The sequence below is a fragment of the Desulfogranum aggregans genome (assembly GCF_055398265.1).
Window position 1 is genome coordinate 316,231 of the sequence record NZ_AP042447.1, and the last position, 16,187, is coordinate 332,417.

Annotated in this window: 19 protein-coding genes; all 19 read right to left on the minus strand. The window is 53.3% G+C overall.

All coding sequences use genetic code 11. The features are described 5' to 3' along the window. Positions 1 to 8: 8 nt before the first annotated feature. The gene (fliP, locus tag ACZ52Z_RS01475) at positions 9 to 755 is read right to left on the minus strand and encodes a flagellar type III secretion system pore protein FliP (protein WP_464268990.1); all 747 of its coding nucleotides are present in this window, start codon (positions 753 to 755) and stop codon (positions 9 to 11) included. After that, entirely contained in the window at positions 752 to 1,123 is a 372-nt protein-coding gene (locus ACZ52Z_RS01480) for a FliO/MopB family protein (RefSeq protein ID WP_464268991.1), read from the minus strand. The genes fliP and ACZ52Z_RS01480 overlap by 4 nt, the downstream gene beginning before the upstream one ends. A gap of 3 nt (positions 1,124 to 1,126) precedes the next feature. After that, positions 1,127 to 1,507 (minus strand): flagellar motor switch protein FliN, encoded by a 381-nt coding sequence (gene fliN / locus ACZ52Z_RS01485; protein ID WP_464268992.1) that lies wholly within the window; start codon positions 1,505 to 1,507, stop codon positions 1,127 to 1,129. Then, positions 1,494 to 2,528, minus strand: coding sequence for a flagellar motor switch protein FliM (locus ACZ52Z_RS01490; protein ID WP_464268993.1), 1,035 nt, complete (start codon positions 2,526 to 2,528; stop codon positions 1,494 to 1,496). The genes fliN and ACZ52Z_RS01490 overlap by 14 nt, the downstream gene beginning before the upstream one ends. 4 nt (positions 2,529 to 2,532) lie before the next feature. Then, positions 2,533 to 3,039 carry a flagellar basal body-associated FliL family protein gene (locus ACZ52Z_RS01495; protein ID WP_464268994.1) on the minus strand — a complete coding sequence of 169 codons (507 nt, stop codon included), beginning with the start codon at positions 3,037 to 3,039 and terminating at the stop codon, positions 2,533 to 2,535. 35 nt (positions 3,040 to 3,074) lie between these two features. After that, a complete protein-coding gene (locus ACZ52Z_RS01500) occupies positions 3,075 to 3,821 on the minus strand; it encodes an OmpA/MotB family protein (protein WP_464268995.1) in 747 nt (248 codons plus the stop codon). Between the two features lie 18 nt (positions 3,822 to 3,839). Next, the gene (locus ACZ52Z_RS01505) at positions 3,840 to 4,604 is read right to left on the minus strand and encodes a motility protein A (RefSeq protein ID WP_464268996.1); all 765 of its coding nucleotides are present in this window, start codon (positions 4,602 to 4,604) and stop codon (positions 3,840 to 3,842) included. Between the two features lie 226 nt (positions 4,605 to 4,830). After that, positions 4,831 to 6,132, minus strand: coding sequence for a flagellar hook protein FlgE (locus ACZ52Z_RS01510; RefSeq protein WP_464268997.1), 1,302 nt, complete (start codon positions 6,130 to 6,132; stop codon positions 4,831 to 4,833). A gap of 65 nt (positions 6,133 to 6,197) precedes the next feature. After that, positions 6,198 to 7,016: a flagellar hook assembly protein FlgD gene (locus tag ACZ52Z_RS01515; RefSeq protein WP_464268998.1), complete on the minus strand. Its 819-nt coding sequence runs from the start codon at positions 7,014 to 7,016 to the stop codon at positions 6,198 to 6,200. Between the two features lie 16 nt (positions 7,017 to 7,032). After that, a complete protein-coding gene (locus ACZ52Z_RS01520; RefSeq protein ID WP_464268999.1) occupies positions 7,033 to 8,685 on the minus strand; it encodes a flagellar hook-length control protein FliK in 1,653 nt (550 codons plus the stop codon). Positions 8,686 to 8,693: 8 nt separating this feature from the next. Continuing rightward, complete coding sequence (locus ACZ52Z_RS01525; RefSeq protein ID WP_464269000.1) at positions 8,694 to 9,209, minus strand: MotE family protein; 516 nt, start codon at positions 9,207 to 9,209, stop codon at positions 8,694 to 8,696. A 32-nt stretch (positions 9,210 to 9,241) separates the two neighbouring features. Next, positions 9,242 to 9,673 (minus strand): flagellar export protein FliJ, encoded by a 432-nt coding sequence (gene fliJ, locus ACZ52Z_RS01530; protein WP_464269001.1) that lies wholly within the window; start codon positions 9,671 to 9,673, stop codon positions 9,242 to 9,244. Positions 9,674 to 10,002: 329 nt separating this feature from the next. After that, positions 10,003 to 11,379 carry a FliI/YscN family ATPase gene (locus ACZ52Z_RS01535; protein ID WP_464269002.1) on the minus strand — a complete coding sequence of 459 codons (1,377 nt, stop codon included), beginning with the start codon at positions 11,377 to 11,379 and terminating at the stop codon, positions 10,003 to 10,005. A gap of 99 nt (positions 11,380 to 11,478) precedes the next feature. Then, positions 11,479 to 12,246 (minus strand): FliH/SctL family protein, encoded by a 768-nt coding sequence (locus tag ACZ52Z_RS01540; protein WP_464269003.1) that lies wholly within the window; start codon positions 12,244 to 12,246, stop codon positions 11,479 to 11,481. Beyond that, complete coding sequence (gene fliG, locus ACZ52Z_RS01545; protein ID WP_464269004.1) at positions 12,233 to 13,243, minus strand: flagellar motor switch protein FliG; 1,011 nt, start codon at positions 13,241 to 13,243, stop codon at positions 12,233 to 12,235. Before fliG ends, ACZ52Z_RS01540 begins: the two co-directional genes overlap by 14 nt. A gap of 77 nt (positions 13,244 to 13,320) precedes the next feature. Continuing rightward, entirely contained in the window at positions 13,321 to 14,922 is a 1,602-nt protein-coding gene (gene fliF, locus ACZ52Z_RS01550) for a flagellar basal-body MS-ring/collar protein FliF (RefSeq protein ID WP_464269005.1), read from the minus strand. A 59-nt stretch (positions 14,923 to 14,981) separates the two neighbouring features. Next, positions 14,982 to 15,278: a flagellar hook-basal body complex protein FliE gene (fliE, locus tag ACZ52Z_RS01555; RefSeq protein ID WP_464269006.1), complete on the minus strand. Its 297-nt coding sequence runs from the start codon at positions 15,276 to 15,278 to the stop codon at positions 14,982 to 14,984. Between the two features lie 4 nt (positions 15,279 to 15,282). After that, positions 15,283 to 15,714: a flagellar basal body rod protein FlgC gene (flgC, locus tag ACZ52Z_RS01560; protein WP_464269007.1), complete on the minus strand. Its 432-nt coding sequence runs from the start codon at positions 15,712 to 15,714 to the stop codon at positions 15,283 to 15,285. 50 nt (positions 15,715 to 15,764) lie between these two features. Continuing rightward, positions 15,765 to 16,169 carry a flagellar basal body rod protein FlgB gene (flgB, locus tag ACZ52Z_RS01565; RefSeq protein WP_464270743.1) on the minus strand — a complete coding sequence of 135 codons (405 nt, stop codon included), beginning with the start codon at positions 16,167 to 16,169 and terminating at the stop codon, positions 15,765 to 15,767. Positions 16,170 to 16,187 lie beyond the last annotated feature (18 nt).

Below are 16,187 nucleotides of genomic sequence, written 5' to 3' on the forward strand. Positions count from 1 at the left end.
AGCCGCCTTCAGGCAAAACTTTTCATCAGTGAGCCGACCACCAGCTGCCAGCCATCAACCAGAACGAAAAGCAGCAACTTGAACGGCAGCGAAATGATAATCGGCGGCAACATCATCATGCCCATGGACATGAGGACCGAAGCCACCAGCATATCTATAACCAGAAAGGGGACATAGATCATGAACCCCATCTGGAAAGAGGTCTTCAGCTCCGAGAGCATGAACGCCGGGATGAGGATCATGGTGGAGATTTCCTGCGCATTTTCCGGTTGTTTTTCATCGGTGATATCAACAAACAGCTGCAGTTCACTCTCCCGGACTTGAGAGAGCATGAACTCCCGCATGATGTCAACCGCCGTTCCCAGCGCCTGCTGCTGGCTGACCTGTCTGTCCAGATAAGGCTGGAGTGCCTGAGTATTGATTTTATTCAGTGCCGGCGCCATGATGAAAAAGGTCAGAAAAAGTGCCATCCCGATGATGATCTGGTTGGGCGGGGTGTTCTGGGTTCCCATGGCCTGGCGGACAAAGCCCAGCACAATGACTATCCGGGTGAAGGCGGTGGTCATGAGCAGTATGGCGGGAGCGACTGAGAGTATGGTCAGGAGAAAGAGAATCTGCAGGCCGGTGGAGACCTCTTCCGGTGTTGCGGCATCGTTGACCCCGATGCTCAAGGTCGGCAGGTTGACAGCGCCTGCAACCGCCACCTGAACAAGCAGTAGAAAGGGCAGGGCAAAGGAGGCGAACTTCCACTTCATTGTTCTTCCTTGAGCACGGTTTCAAAGGTTTTTTCTTCCGGGACCGAGGAGAACTCGGTCAGCAGGTGCATACCGTTGGTGCTGATCCCGATCAGTATTTCCCGGTTGTCCACCCGCACCAGGGCAAGGCTGTTTTTGGGAAGCACAGGTCGTATTTCCATTACTTTGATTCTGCTGGTTGCAGAGCCGCTGTACCCCATTTTTTTTCGCAGTAACGCGTACAGCACGAGTATCAGGCCAGTCACCACCAGCAGGGCCCACACCATCTGCATGAACATGGAGCCCATGGAGGGCAGTTCCGCACTGGCAGCGACGGCAGGGGAAGAGAGCATGAGCAGGATCAAAGGAACAGCGAGCCGGCAGTACATGGTTCAACCGAGCCGCTCGAGCCGGTCAGTCTGGCTGACAACCTCTGTCAGCTTGATGCCGAATTTGTCGCCGACTTTTACCGCCTCACCCCGGGCTATCAAACGCGAGTTGACGTAAAGGTCAAGGGGATCTCCTGCATGTTTATCCAACTCAACCACATATCCCTCTCCCATTTGCAGCAGGTCTTTGAGCAAAATTTTTGTCCTGCCCACTTCCACCGACACCTGCAATGGAACATCGAACAGAAACTCCAGGTCACGGGTGTCTGATTCCTTGGGTGCGGCAGGCGCTGAAGGGGAAGGGTCCTGCAGCAGCTCGGCGGTCTCCTCCGCGTTGAGGGTTTTTTCCGGGCTCGGGGCTGCGGGGTTGTCAGCTTGTTCCATGGTGTTCTCCCAGTGTACTGCTATTCAATCGAGTGGTTATGTGAAAGGCCTTTTTTCCGTTGCGTTCGCCGGGGATGGCAAAAAATTTCGGTTTATCCTCTACAACGACCTGCAGCGGTTGATCAGGGTCGTAGGCCAGATCGATAATATCGCCTTTTTTCATCTGGAGAATGTGCCTGATAGTCATGTCGATGAGCCCGGATCTGGCTGTGATCTCGCACTCCATGTCCAGCGCCTCCCGGATGAAATTCTTGCTCCAGCCGCTGCTGGCCTGGGTAATGGTGACCATCTGCCTGAACGCCTCGCGAAACGGTTCGATGGTAAGATAGGGAATGATAAAACGCATTTGCCCGATCCGCTCTCCAGAGAGGTATACGGTAAAGGTTGTAACCAGCACCTCTGTATCAGCATCAACGATATTGACCAGACGAAAATTATTCTCAATCTTGGTCAGGCTGGTGTGCAGTTCGGTGATGGGGGCAAATGCCTTTTCCAGGTCCCCGGTGATCCCCATCATGGTGCTTTTCAGAATACTGATTTCAATGGTGGTCAGGGTTCTGTCCGGGGTGATTGAGTCGCTGTCCATCGATGACCCGAGCATTATCTCGAGCAGGGTAAAGGCCAGGGCAATGTCAAAATGAAACAGACAACCGTATTTGAGCGGGTCGGTGCTGAATATACCGACTGCCCCCTGGTTGTTGAGGTCGAGCAGGCTCTGCTGGAACGTGGTGGAGGCAATATCGGCACGTTCAACGCTGAAGGATCGCTGCAATGTATTGGTCAAGCTCGTTCCGAAATTACGGGCGAACATGTCGATGATGATATCAAAGTTGGGGATGCGTGACTCTCCGCCGGCAGCAGCCCGTTGATACACCTGAAACAGATCAACCCCGGTGGACGGAATCAACCGCGCTTTCCGGCGACCGGGCCTTGACTCCTTTTCGTCTTCAAGGCTGATATCCCCGGTTTTGATTGCCGTGAGCAGCTCAGCAATCTCCTCTTTGCTTAATATCGGTTCCATGGCATCACTGCACAACGAAATCGGTAAGAAAGATGTTTTTGACCTTACCGGATTTGAGGAACATGTTGATTTTGCTTTTCAACTCCGCCTTGACCTGTTTTTTCCCCTGCAGGTCCTGCAGCTCTTCAAAGGTCTTGTTGCCGATAAGGAGCAGCACGGCATCCCGGATCTGCGGCATACGTTTTTCCGCCTCTTCCACCACCTGTTCGTTGCTCATCTCCAGGGTTAACGACGCCTTGACATAGTGGGCGGTATCGTCACTGATAATGTTGACAATAAATTCCTCGATATTGACCATCGGGCCTATTTCCGTATCATCCAGCGCCGGTTGAATCATTTCAACCTGCTCGTTGCTGCCCTCTTCGGGAGGAGGATCCTTTTTCAGAAAGAGAAAGTAGGCGCCGGCACCAGCACCAAGGAGGACAACCAGCGCTGCTGCAATAAGAATAATGAGCTTTTTCTTACCGCCGCCTGCTCCTTCACTGCTTTTCGAGACATCTTTTTCCGCCATAGTGGGGTCCTTTGCTTGATCTGCTATGTGGTTGGTTAAAAAGGTATTGTACTTGCGGGACGATTGAATTGATCAACCTTGCGATTACTGTTCAAGATGAATTCAACCCTGCGGTTTTTCGTCTGGTTTTCCTCCGTGGTATTGGGGTGGAGCGGTCTTGAGGAACCATACCCGGCGGCTGCCATGCGGTCGATTGAAAAGAGCTTGCCGCGGTTGTAGAACCGCATCACCGATACGGCACGGGCAACCGAAATGTCCCAGTTGGTGGTTGTGGGCAAGGTCGTCGGCGTATTGTCGGTATGCCCCTCGATGCGCAAGGTCATGGGGAGGGGACGAACGATATCAGCGATTTTTCGTAAAAGGGGATACGAGGAGGGGTTCAGGGTGGTCTTGCCCTTGTCGAACAGGATCGAGTCATTGATTCTGAGCACGATCGAGTCGTCGTCCCGCTGTACAGCCTCCACCTGATCCATCAGCTTGGTCATCTCCAGGTCATTCTTCACCCGCTTGAAGTAGGTCATCTTGGTTTCTCTGGGGATGGGCGTGAATTTGGATTCAGGAGGGGATTCGATGACCGGGATGGAGAACTTTTTCGGTGCTGCCGTTGTTCGCCAGCCAAAGGTGTCTTTAATGGATGTTTTGGCCTGCACGAACTTGACCGGGTCCATGCTGGCCATGGAGAGCAGAAGGACGAAAAAGGTCAACAGCAGGGTGACCAGGTCACTGAAGGTGACCATCCACAGCGGGGCGCCAGGCGGACATTCCACATTTTTTTTTGCCATGCGTACTTCTCCTGCCAGTTATTGAAAAATCGATTCCCGCTGCTTGGGGGCAATATAAGCGTGCAGTTTCTGCTCCATAACCCGGGGGTTTTCACCGGAAAGGATCGATTCCATGCCCTCTACAATCACAATTTTCTGCAGCAGCTCAGTCTTGGATCTGGTTTTCAGTTTACCGGCCATGGGGTTGAAGAGGATATTGGCCAGGACAGCTCCGTAAAAGGTTGTCAGCAGGGCGATCGCCATGGCCGGCCCGATGGAAGAAGGGTCATCCATGGTCTGGAGCATCTGTACCAGCCCAATAAGGGTTCCCACCATGCCCATAGCCGGGGCAATAGTTCCCAGCGAAGTGAATATTTCCCCGCCGCTGGCATGCCGTTCCTGGATGTAGTCAATCTCCGTGTTGAGCATGGCTTTAAGGTCGTCCGGTTCCTGACCGTCGACAGCCATTTGCAGCGCCTTGACCAGAAACTGGTCATCTACCGTATCAATAGAACTCTGGAGGGAAAGGATTCCTTCTTTTCTCGCCTTGTTGGCAAATTCCATCAACTGGTTGATCAGCTGGTTGGTGTTTTCTTCTTTGATGAGCACTGTTTTTTTGGCAATGCCAATAGCACTGAGTACATCGGCAAGGGGAAAGTTGATCAAGGCGACCCCGGCCGTTCCCCCAAAGACAATGAGCATGGAGGGAACGTCGATGAAAATACCCAGGCTGCCTCCCTGAAGAATGGCCATGAGCATCAGGCCAAAGGCAGCGACGATTCCTATTATGGTTGCAATATCCACGTATTGTTTCCTGGTTGAAAGAAGTGAGCGATCATTGGTTCTCGGTTGTAGCAGAGTGTACCGAAAAGCCGGATCAAAAACAAGGATGCAAAAAAGACGCCAGAGAAGGCTGAAGGGAAAAAGAGTGAGAGAAAAGGAGGATATCCTGTACTGCGGACAAGGAACCTGCTGGCCGCCTGCTTCAGAGCGGGTGCGGGCGGCCAGGAGTCAGAAAAATGACTTGGGATTAACGTTTGAGGTTGATGAGTTCACTCAGCATTTCGTCGACCGTGGTGATGATCTTTGAATTGGCCTGAAAACCTCGCTGGGTGGTGATCATCTTGACAAATTCCTGACCCATATCCACGTTGGACTGTTCAAGGGAGTTGGTGAAAATCCGGCCCAGTTCCGGTCCGGGCAGGCCCACGCGAATAGTGCCTGCCTCCTCGGTGGCGGCGTAGTGGTTGGAACCGGCAAGGGAAAGCCCGCCGGGGTTCTGGAATTTGGCCAGCACCAGCTGGGCAATGTTCACCTGTTCACCGTTGGAGTAGGAGGCAACCACAATGCCTTCCCCGTCAATAGCGACATTGGTCAGTTCTCCTGCACCATAACCGTTCTGGTCCTGACCGATCACCACAGAGGCACTGTCGAACTGGGTGCAGTCAAAGGTGAGGTCAATGGCCTGGTCGATTTCGGCACCGTTGCCCCAGTCGGCAATAACAATAGGGGTGACCAGTGAGGGATCGGCACCAAGGTGCTCGCCGGTTATGGGATCGAGGTTGTCGTCACCGTTGGTATCAATGAGCCCTTTGCCGTCAAATTCCATCACATCGCCAATCTCTTCGACCGGACCATCGTCAACGGTGTAGGCCATGCCCCACTGGTTGTCGACCGTGTTCAGCAGGCGCCAGTAGACAGAGATAATATGCGGTTCCCCCAGGGAATCGTAGATCTGGCTGGAGGCACTGTAGTTGTAGGTCTGGGGAATGGCCGGATCAATATCTCCTGCCGCACCGCCCAGCTCCACCGAGTTGGCATCCAGGTTGGTGGTGAATGTCAACTCATTGGTTTTATTGGCTTCAATCAGGCCGACGTTGACCACCTGGATATCCGTGGGATCGGCAGCCACCAGCTCGCCGTTGGCATCAAACTGTTTGCCTTGCACGACGAAACCTTCCGGGTTGACCAGGTGCCCTTCCTCGTTGAACCGAAAAGCACCGGCGCGGGTGTAATACATGGTGTCGTTGTCCGGTTCGCTGACCACGAAAAAGCCTTCCCCTTCGATAGCCACATCAGTATCCGAGTTGGTGGTTTCAAAGGTTCCCTGGCTGAAGATGTTGTCAATGGTAGATAGTCCGACCCCTCGACCGACCTGGGAAGGGCCTCCGGAACCGGAGACGCTGCTCGATAAAAGGTCGGAGAAAACGGAACGTGCGCCTTTAAATCCGAGTGTATTGGTATTGGCCAGATTGTTACCGATAACGCTCATGGCCTGGGAGTTGGTGTTGAGTCCACTGACTCCGCTATACATCGCACTTTGAATACCCATTGCAACCTCCTGCGTGGGTGATGGATTGGATAATTGTCTGCCTGTAGGGTGAGTAGCCTGGTCGACTAGGTTGGCGTCGACTGGTCGCTTTCACTCTCAATTATCCCCGCGCCGTCCGTTGCAGCAGAGACTGATTCTTGGGTTGTAGCTGTTTCTGCCGTTTGATGTGCAGCGTCATCACCATCCTCTGGTGAGGACGCTGCAGCCGGCAGTCCTGATGCGTCAAACGCACCATGAATCGCTTCGATAGTATATTCGCCGGTGGTGGTTACCAGCATGGGAGCAGCACCTTCCAGGTTTACTCCTGTCACTTCTGTACGCACGAGCGGTACCACTGAAGCATCGTCTCCATCACCGGCAGTGCTTGCCTTGATGATGGCTGAATAGGTTCCCGGTTCCAGAGGGTTCCCCTGGTCGTCCTTACCGTTCCACGTTAGTGTATGGTTGCCTTCGGTCAGGTCACTGAGCGCAATTGCGGCAACCGACTTGCCTTCTGCGTTGTGAATCTGCAGTTCTGCGTCGCCCACAAGCCCGTCTACCCGATAACCGAGTTCAACCGATGCATCGGCCAGGGAGAATGATGAACCCTCGACAAGCACCTCCTTGCCGATGAGGGAAAGGGCCGATATGCGCTGCGAGTTGTTCTGGGCAACGGAAAGCTGGTCCATGCTTTCATTGAGATTGAACAGCTGCTCCAGCTGACTGTATTGGGCCAGCTGGGCGGTGAACTCGGTTGCATCGGCAGGATTGAGCGGGTCCTGATTCTGCATCTGTGCCACGAGCAGGGTGAGAAAATCATCCTGACCCAGGGTTGACCGCGATGTTTCTGCAGGGGTGGTCTGGGTCAGCTGCTGTTGGGTCGTTATTCCTGGAATGACTGCCATGGGGATGCCTCGTTGATTAGATAGTCACGTTCAGGCTTTGCTGTTCGTCTGTCATGTCATTGCTGCCTTCTTCGGCGGTGACTGCAAAGGCAGGGCTGCCCGGCTTCCCACGGAGGGTTTGGGCAAAACGGTGCCGCTCCAGGTTATCCTGAAAGCGCTGGCCGTCGTATTCATCACTGGCGGCAACCGAAATTTCGACCTGGGCCAGTTCAAGGCCCTGTTGGGCCAGGGCTTCGCGGAGACGAGGCAGGTGGCGGTCAAGTGCTTCCTGTGCCTGTGGATTCTGGGTAGTGATATGCGCCTTGATATTGTCCTGTTTGACTTCTATTTCCATCCGTAATTCCCCCAGTTCCTGGGGGTGCAGTTTCAGGCGAATAGAGCTTGACTCCAGTTTTCGATTTGCCTGGAAATGGTTGATGACCTGATCCATGACCGTACCTTCCTGCACCGTCAGGCCGGAGGGTAATCGCATGGTGGTCACCTCAGGGGCAACTGTCGAGGTGGTTTGCTGACCGGTCACTGCTGTTGTTGTCGCAGGATCGGTGGAGAAAAGTATCGGCTGTCCCTCTCTGGGCGCGGTTGCATCAGGCCCTTTGAGCTGGTCAGGCTGCAGGGCGGGAGCGGCGCCTTTGCCGGGTTGCTTCTGTTCTTCTCCGAATTGCTGCTCAGCGTCGGGCTGCAGTGTCGCCTGGATATCATTGGAGGGCATTTTCGAATGGAGATAGTTGCCGGTGGCATCCAGTCGTTGACCACTGCTCAGGGTGGTGTGGGCAGTCTGTCCGGCAGGTATCATGCGGGCAGCCATTTCCTCCTGCTCACTTGACTGATAGACAGTAATGCGCTGCCCCTCTGCAGTCGGCAGCTGGAGCTGGGTTACCGGCATCGCTTGTTCTCCGGCAGCAGCCTGGCCTCTGGCGAATCCCTGTTTCACGTTTCCTGCGAGTGCCTCCTGCAACGTGCCGGGTTCTCGTGGAGAAAAGGTGGCAGTCCACTCTTCAACAATCACTGGCCCCCCTGTGGATGCCTTTTCCCCGCCGATGAGCGCGAAATCAAGCATTCCCGGTTCACTGTTCGAACCGTTCAGCACGTAGGGTTGCGGCTGGGTGCTGCTTACTCCGTTTGCAACTGAACCGTTTGTAACTGAACCGTTTGCGAGGAGCGTTTTTGAGCTGTTTTCCTGATTGATGAGCTGAGATGAGTGCGTTTCGCCAGGGGGCAGGGGTGAGGACATGGCAAATTGTCCGCTGCCTTCCTGCAGGTGGAGACCAGTGGAACCTGGGCTGGATTGTTCAAGGACGGCATCGATCACTGCCAGCAACGGTGAAGCCTGGTTCGGCCTTCCAGCAGCATGGCCCGGCGCCCGTTGCTGCATGATATTCTGAGCGGTGTTTATTCCCGCTGCAGCCTGGTGGTATAGGCCCAGCTGGGGATCATTCACTGCAGAGGTCTCCACTTGCTCCTGTCCTGATCTGTCAGTGCCTTGGTCGGTCATGGCCAGCGCTTCTGCACCTGCAGATTCAGCTGGTGCGGATTTTTGCTGTTGAGCGGCCAAGTGGCCGGAAAACGACTCGCCAGGTTGCCCGGGTGCGCCTTGCGTCCGGGGACTGCCGGAGGGCGAGGCGGCTGCGGGCAGAAATAATTCCGCTGTTGTAAAGGAATTTGCCTGCATGCGGGTGTTTAAGGCTCCAGGGTAGAGAAAGCAGTAGTAAGGGCTGCGGCCTTATCCCTGTCCATATTGTTGAGGATTCTTGCCGCGGATTTTGTTTTCATCGTTGCAAGGATGGCAACCGCCAGGTCCTGCTCCAGGGAACTGAAAATGCTGGCCGCTTTGTCTGCTGTCATTTTTTCATACATTTTGCTGAGATCCTGAATCCTTTTCAGTTCCTGTGCGTCTTTGTCGGCAAGCAACTGCTCAAGCTCGATACGTTGCTGCCTCAATTCGTCTAACTTCTTATCGACTTCGTCCTCCAATCTCTTTAGGGTCTTTTTTCGTTCCGCCAGTTCTTCGCGTTCGTTTTGCAAAGTGATGCGCTCCTCCTGCAGGGCGGAGAGCAGTCGTCTTTCCTCAACCGAACCGTACTCCTGGCTGACATCGGTTTGCTCTGTTTCCGTATTCCCATCTTCCGCGGCCTGTGTTGGCAGTGGAGCCAGCAGGAGGGGCAGAAGAAGAATAATGGTATGGAGTTTCATCATGTTTCTTGTCAGCGAAAAGGGGAATAAGGGGGTTATTTTTTTCGGAACAGGACCGCCAACTCATCAAGCATGGTCATCTCCTTTTTATGGAGAAACTGGGCATAGGCGTGATCCTGCTTTTCTTGCATTTTTTCAATAATCCTTCTGTCCCGACTGGCTTTCAGCAGGGCCTGCCTCCTGCTTTGCACCTGCGCTTGCACCTGGTCGAGTGCCTCCTGTGCCTGTGATAGCGCCTCGCGAATCAGGTCTATCCTGTTTTCGAGCATGATCAGCCGGGTTACGGTGGTCCCTGTTACTTTTTCCTGTTGAAGAAGGGCGTAGAGGCGATCAATATCCTGAGCGTGATCGGTAACCACCTGTTTGGCGGCACGTTCATCCTCAAGGATGGCAAACAGGTGCTGTTGCGCAGTCTCTTCAAGTTGCTTGCGAAACTTGATGACAGCATGCAGTTTAAAGGGTTCCATGGATTACATCATCTTTCCTGGGGGGCAAACGGGTGGACGGGCAAAACCATTGCGGCCGGTTGCTTGGTCCACATCCACATTTATCTCTGTCCTGAAGCAGTGACGACTCAGAGCCTGATTTTTATTACCTCTTTGTTCCTAACAGAAAATACTGCAATTAAATAAACAGCTCAGGCTCACCAAGCCGCCCTTCGGGGTGCCCAACAACGGCACATTTGCTGTGTTGACAACGCATTGATATACAACGGTATTATCAATTACGTTGTCGCTTTGCATCTGCACCGCTGTTGGACGCTCACTGATTCAGGCCTGTTACCTCGCTGCCTGCATTATCCACCGCTGGTTTTCTTTCGTCTGTCCTTTCCGCGGCGACCGACTCTTCGTCTGTCCTTTCCTTCACGCTCACTCACCAGCGCCCCCATGGCGGCAATGGAATCCTCCATGGGGCATGATTCGTTGATTCCCTGGGTAAGAAATTGGTTGATCGCATCAATGCGGGAGACGGCATAATCAATTTTAGGGTTGCTGCCGGCCGCGTAGGCACCGATATTGATGAGGTCCTCTGATTCACGGTAGACGGCCATCACGTTTTTCGTTTTCCCGGCGAGTTCCATATGTCTGGGACTGACGATATCCCGCATGACCCGGCTGGTTGACATCATGATGTCAATTGCCGGGTAGTGATTTTTTGCGGCAATGCTTCGTGAAAGGACGATATGCCCATCAAGGATTGAGCGAACCGCATCAGCGACAGGCTCGGTCAGGTCGTCACCGTCGACGAGTACCGTATATAATCCGGTAATTGAGCCCTGGTTCCTGAATTTTCCGGCTCTTTCCAACAGCTTTGGCAGTGCGGCAAATACCGATGGCGTGTAGCCTTTGGTCGTTGGAGGTTCTCCAATGGAGAGCCCAATTTCCCGCATTGCCATGGCAAAGCGGGTGACCGAGTCCATCATCAGGAGCACATTCTTCCCCTGCTGGCAGAAAAATTCAGCAATAGCTGTGGCCAGATACGCCCCTCGCATGCGGAGGAGCGGAGAATGGTCGGAGGTAACGGCGATGATCACAGAGCGGGAGAGCCCTTCTTCTCCAAGGTCGCGTTCAATGAATTCACGAACTTCTCTCCCTCGCTCCCCAATCAGAGCGATAACATTTACGTCGGCCTTGGCGTACTTGGCCATCATCCCGAGGAGAACGCTCTTGCCGACTCCTGATCCGGCCATGATGCCCATGCGCTGTCCAATACCGCAGGTGAGCATCCCGTTTATCGCTCTGATGCCCAAATCAAGCGGTTCATTGATGGTATCCCGTTGCATGGGCCCCGGTGGAAGGGCATAGAGAGGCTGCTCATGGGGCAGGCGAAGAGGTGGTCCCTCGTCAACGGGTTGTTCCATTCCGTCAATGACGCGACCGAGAAGATCGTTGCCGACCCGGATGGTTGCCTGTTCTTTTTGTACCAGTATGCGGCATCCGGGTCTGAGTCCCCTGAGTTCTCCCAGCGGCATAAGCTGGGCTTTGTCGTGAGTATAGCCGACAATTTCTGCAGCAACCGGTTCGCCGCCGTTCATGGGAAAAATTTCGCAGAGCGAACCAATGGCTGACTGAGGGCAGGAGCCCTCCACCACAAGGCCGACAATACGCTGTACTTTTCCGTACACACGGATTGGCGAAAAAGTCTCCAGGGTAGCAGGGTCAGGGAGGGACATGGGCAGTAATCAGTTGCTGAGTGAAGAGGACAGGGGAGGGAAGACCGCAAGCCAGCCAAAGACGGCCTGTCTTGTTTCTCTGTATGTCGGCTGCGATGCTCACGACGCTCCCGGCGATGAGTAATCGTTGTCCTGATCTGTAAAAGAAAGCGTTGTATTCTCCAGAAAATCCCGGGCACTGTCCAGCCGGGTAGCGATGGTAGCATCAACCGAACAGCTCTTTGATTCAACCAGGCACCCGCCCCGGCCGATTTCTCGGTCGGTCTGGATGACGAGGCGTTTAAGCTCACGGACTTTACCTATCAGGTCTGTTTTGATGTTTTCAACCGTGTTCAGGTCGTCCGGATGGATGGTGACAATGAATTCTTCATCAGCAATCGCCTGTACAAGGGCATCTTCCAGGGTCTGGGCAATGACATCCCTACTGGTTGTCAGCTCTTTGCCGATAATCTTCTTACAGAGGCCAATGATAGTATTGATGATATCACCGCGATACCGTTCAAGCAAGGCGTGATGGAGTGTGTCGATTTTTTGACTTGCAGCGGAGAATGCGCTGAGTGTTGTTGCCAGCTCTTCTTCCATGCGGGCGGTGGCATCTGCCATGCCCTGATTGTACGCCTCCAACTGCAGCGCCTCCAGGTCTATCTGCGGTTCGGGTTCAGGGGGCGGCGGAGCGGGTTCCACGGTTTCAGGTTCGGGCTCTGGAGACGTCTCTACGGTGTTGTCCTCTGTGGGCTCGGAAAAAGTTTCTTCTACCGGAAAGATCTCTTCCTGTTCTTGCCGCAGTTGCTGTTCGGTAATTTCCTGTTGAACAATTTTAATTGGCACAAAAGAGCTGTCTTTAGGAAATATCTTAGACGAGCTCATCTCCGCCTCCTCTGCCGAGGACAAGTTTGCCCTCTTCCTCTAGTTTCATGGCAATCCGGACAATGGATTGCTGCATGGCCTCCACCTCAGAGAGACGTACTGGGCCAAGCGCTTCCAGGTCGTCTTTGATCATATCAGCTGCACGGGCGGACATGTTGGAGAAGATTTTTTCCTTGAGTTCGTCAGAGGCCGTCTTTAACGCAAGGGTGAGCGAGTCATTATTCACCTCTCGCAGGATCATCTGCATGGAGCGTCCGTCAAGCGCACTCAGGTCCTCAAAGGTGAACATCAGTTTTCTGATATCCTCAACCATGTCAGGATCGATTTCTTCGAGATTATCCAGGATGTCGGCATCGAGATTGTCGGTCAGGTTATCGAGAATGTCCACCACCTTGGGAATGCCGCCGACCTGCCGCTGATCCTGCGAAGCGGCCACTACTCCAATCTCTTTATTCAGGGCGTCCTCTATCTGATTGATAACCGACGGTGATACTGTATCGAGTGTGGCAATGCGGTAGATAACGTCGGCACGTTTGTCTTCCGGGAGGTGGGCAATGATGGCACTGGCATGTTCAGGAGTCTGGGTGGAGAGAACCAGTGCAACGGTTTGCGGATGTTCGCGTTCAAGCAGTCCGGCAACCATGGGCGGCTGCATTTTGGAAACCGTTTCCAGCGGTCGCCCTTCTGTGCCGGAGATAAACTGGCGCATGAGGCTGGATACTCTGGTCTCGTCGCCAGCTCCGGCAATGGTCTTTTTAGCGAATTCCTGACCGCGGACAACGATTCCTGCCTGACTCTCCACTGCCATTTCAAAATCTTCAAGAACTCGCTGTTTCACCTTTTGCGGAATGTGTTCCACCGTTGACATGTACCTGGATATTTTGAAGATTTCTTCGTCAGAAAGTTCGCGCATGATTTTTGCCGCAGTTTCTTCGCCAAGGCACATCAAAAGGATTGCCGCTTTGCTTACGCCATCAAGTTGTTTTTCCGCTGCCATACAATGTCAGGTGATCTGGTGATCGAATAGGTGTTGGATGGGAAGAGTGTAAGACTGGTCTCCACCTGTCTTTGGTTCTAGGAACCATCTATCCAATTTCTTATAATATGCGCACTAAAAACCGGATTGGCATCAACACTTTTGCGAATGCGCATTACTGGGTCCTGCATGATCAGTTCTTCAACTTCTTTTTGGGCGGCTTCCTTTTTCTGCTGATCAGCTTCTGCTTCCATCTCTTCCACGGTTTTATAATGCTGGGTTACTTCGCCCTTCAGTGTTTTTATCACCGGGCGAACCAGAAGGAAATAGATCAGCAAACCACCTGCCAACAACAGCCCGTAGCGGACAAGGGGCATGTATTGGTATAGGTCTGATGCTGCATAGCCTGCCTGCTCCTCAGATACCGAAGGACCGGTAAAAGGCATGGAGGTGACCTCTATCTTGTCTCCGCGTGCCTTGTCGAGCCCCAGAGCTGAGGCAATCATTCGTTCCAGGGTGAGGAGTTCTTCTTCTGTTCGGGCAACCACCTCCTGTGGTTCTTCACCATTAGCCGGGACAACTTTATCCGCGACGAGTACGGCGACGGAAATTTTTTGTACGGTACCCACCGGATTGATGGTTTTAGAAACGACCTTGCTGATCTCATAGTTTGTCGTCTTTTGGGAGCGGGAGGAAGGAGGCGTTGCACCGGCCACCTGAGTGGTGTTGCCCTGCAGATTGGATTGGACTCCGGGGATGCCGCCAACGATTTCTGAGCCTGATTTTTCCTCGTTGATCTGCTCGCTGCGAATGACCGGTTCTTCCGGGTCAAACAGTTCTTCGGTCTTTTCCGTGTGGGCAAAATCCAGGGTTGCCGTAACCCTGACCATTCCATTTTTTGGCCCCAGGGCTTTATCAAGCAGCGCCTGCGCTCTCTCTTCCAGATGTTGTTCCACCTGCAGCTGGAACTGGAGCATGTCCGGCGAGAGATTGCCGACCATGTTGCGGTCCCCGGTTCTGGTAAGAACATTGCCGTTTTGATCGATAATGGTGACGTTGTCCTTGCTCAGTCCCTCGATAGCACTGGAGACCAGGTGGGTGATCCCCTCGACCTGTGGCTCACCTAATCTTCTGCCCTGTGCAAGGGTAAGGATAACAGAAGCCGTCGCCGGCTTTTGCTGGTTTTTGAACAGTCTTTTTTCAGGAAGCACCAGGTGTACCCTGGCCGTTTCCACCGGGCCGAGGGTAGCAATCGTCCTTGCCAGCTCACCCTGCAGCGCCCTGGAATAGTTGACTTTCTGCACAAAGTCGGTCAGGGCAAAGGATTGTTTGTCAAATATTTCAAAGCCAACTCCTCCTCCCTGGGGGAGCCCGGCAGAGGCCAGCCCCAGCCTGGTTTCATGCACATTGGTGCTTGGAATCAGGATGTTCCGGCCATTGTTCTTGAGCTGGTAGGGCATGTTTTGGGCGCTGAGCCATTCTACCATGGCGGCGGCATCCCGTTGATCGAGGTTGCCGTAAAGGAGTTGGTAATCGGCTGTTCGCGCCTGGATGATAATGACCGCAAAGAGGGCCATGGTGACCAGTCCAACCCCTGCCAGGGCAATTTTCCGCGTTAAAGGCCACCCTTTAATGGTGGAGACAAGCAGCCTCCACCCACTCGCTGGTGATGATGCCGGGCTGGTGCTTTCTTCTGCCATAGATGTTCCTTACAGTGCTGTGATGATGTTCTAACCGCTGGATCGTTGCTTCCTGGAGCTTAGACCTGCAACCTGGAAATTTCCTGGTAGGCCTCCAGGGCCTTGTTGCGCACCTGCACCATGTAGCGGAGGGCAATATCCGCCTGTTCCATGGATATCATCGCCTCATGGAGGTTTTTTTCTCCACCGGCGTGCAACTGTTCAATAGCTTTATCCGCCTGCTGCTCCTGGGCATGCACATCAGAGATCATGTTAGTGAGCATGTCCTGAAACGAGGCCGTTGCTGCGGAAGTATCCGATGTTGGTTTGTCCACTGGCTTCAGTGCCAGTGGAGGAAGGCTCTGAATAGGTTGCATTTAGTTATCTCCCTATCTCAAGTGCTTTAAGCGCCATGCGCTTTGCAGATTTGATAACGGTGGTGTTCGCCTCATACGAACGGGTGGCGGACATCATATCTACCATTTCTTTCATGACGCTGACGTTGGGCATGCCCACATACCCTTCCTCATCCGCATCCGGGTGAGTCGGGTTGTAGATTTTTTGGGGTGGGTTGTTGTCTTCAATGATTTGTGCAACTTTTACCCCTTCGGCATGACGATTGATGGACTGCTGCAGCTGGTTGTCAAAGGAGACCGGCGTTGATTGAAAGACCACTGATTTTTTTTTGTACGGTCCACCTTCCTTAGTTGAGGTGGTTTCCGCGTTGGCAAGGTTAGAACTTATGGTGTTCAGGCGCGTTCGTTGCGCCTTGAGCCCTGAGGCTGCTATGTCAAATGTGGTGAAAATATCCATTATCTGCTCCATTGAAGGGAAATACGGTACTGAATTTAACTTCCTGCAATTTATGCACCACCATTGATGGTGTACTTCAGCAGTGATAATTTTTTGTTGAGCATGGCAACAGCCGTTTCATAGAGGATCTGGTTTTCTGAAAGTTTGACCATCTCTTGATCGACGCTGACGCTATTTTCATCGCCGATACCGGTATTATCAGGGTGTTGGGTTATCGTACCCTGGACCTGGCTGATGGAGTCGGCCTGAGCCGGAATATGGTTAGGGTGGGTCGTGGCCGGTCCCTGTCCCTGGTTAAACACTGCTGCGTGCAGCTCTTTTTCAAAATCAAACGACTTTGCTGCATATCCAGGGGTTTCAGCGTTGGCTATGTTCGAGCCGATGACCTGTTGATTTTTTGCACGCAGGTCAAGAACCTTTTGCAGCATTTGCATTGTCGAGTCGATGCCTTGCATCACGGAGACCTCCATTCT